We start from the raw sequence: 244 nt of genomic DNA on the forward strand, positions 1-244 counted from the left end.
GGTCTCCGCCGGGCGCAGGGTGCCGAACGCCACCGCCTCGGCGAGCGTCGGCCCATCGGACTGACTCGCTAGGCTCCAGATGGAACGCAGGATGCTCGCCGGGATGTAGTCGGAGCTGATGATATCTATGAAGCCCTCGCGCGCCAGCTCCCGCGCCGAGACATTGCCGATGTGGGAGTGCCCAGCGACGAGGTTGGGCCCGCCGACGATGATCGTCATGCCCGCGGCGCGGGCGGCCTTCGCC

1 pseudogene is annotated in these 244 nt (G+C 69.7%); it reads right to left on the minus strand.

Features of this window, described 5'->3' with window-relative positions:
* Positions 1-219 (minus strand): annotated as a pseudogene (locus QSV46_RS40760) (alpha-D-ribose 1-methylphosphonate 5-triphosphate diphosphatase); the annotation flags it as partial.
* Positions 220-244 lie beyond the last annotated feature (25 nt).

It is taken from the genome of Bradyrhizobium cosmicum (assembly GCF_032290525.1).
Taxonomy (GTDB): domain Bacteria; phylum Pseudomonadota; class Alphaproteobacteria; order Rhizobiales; family Xanthobacteraceae; genus Bradyrhizobium; species Bradyrhizobium cosmicum_A.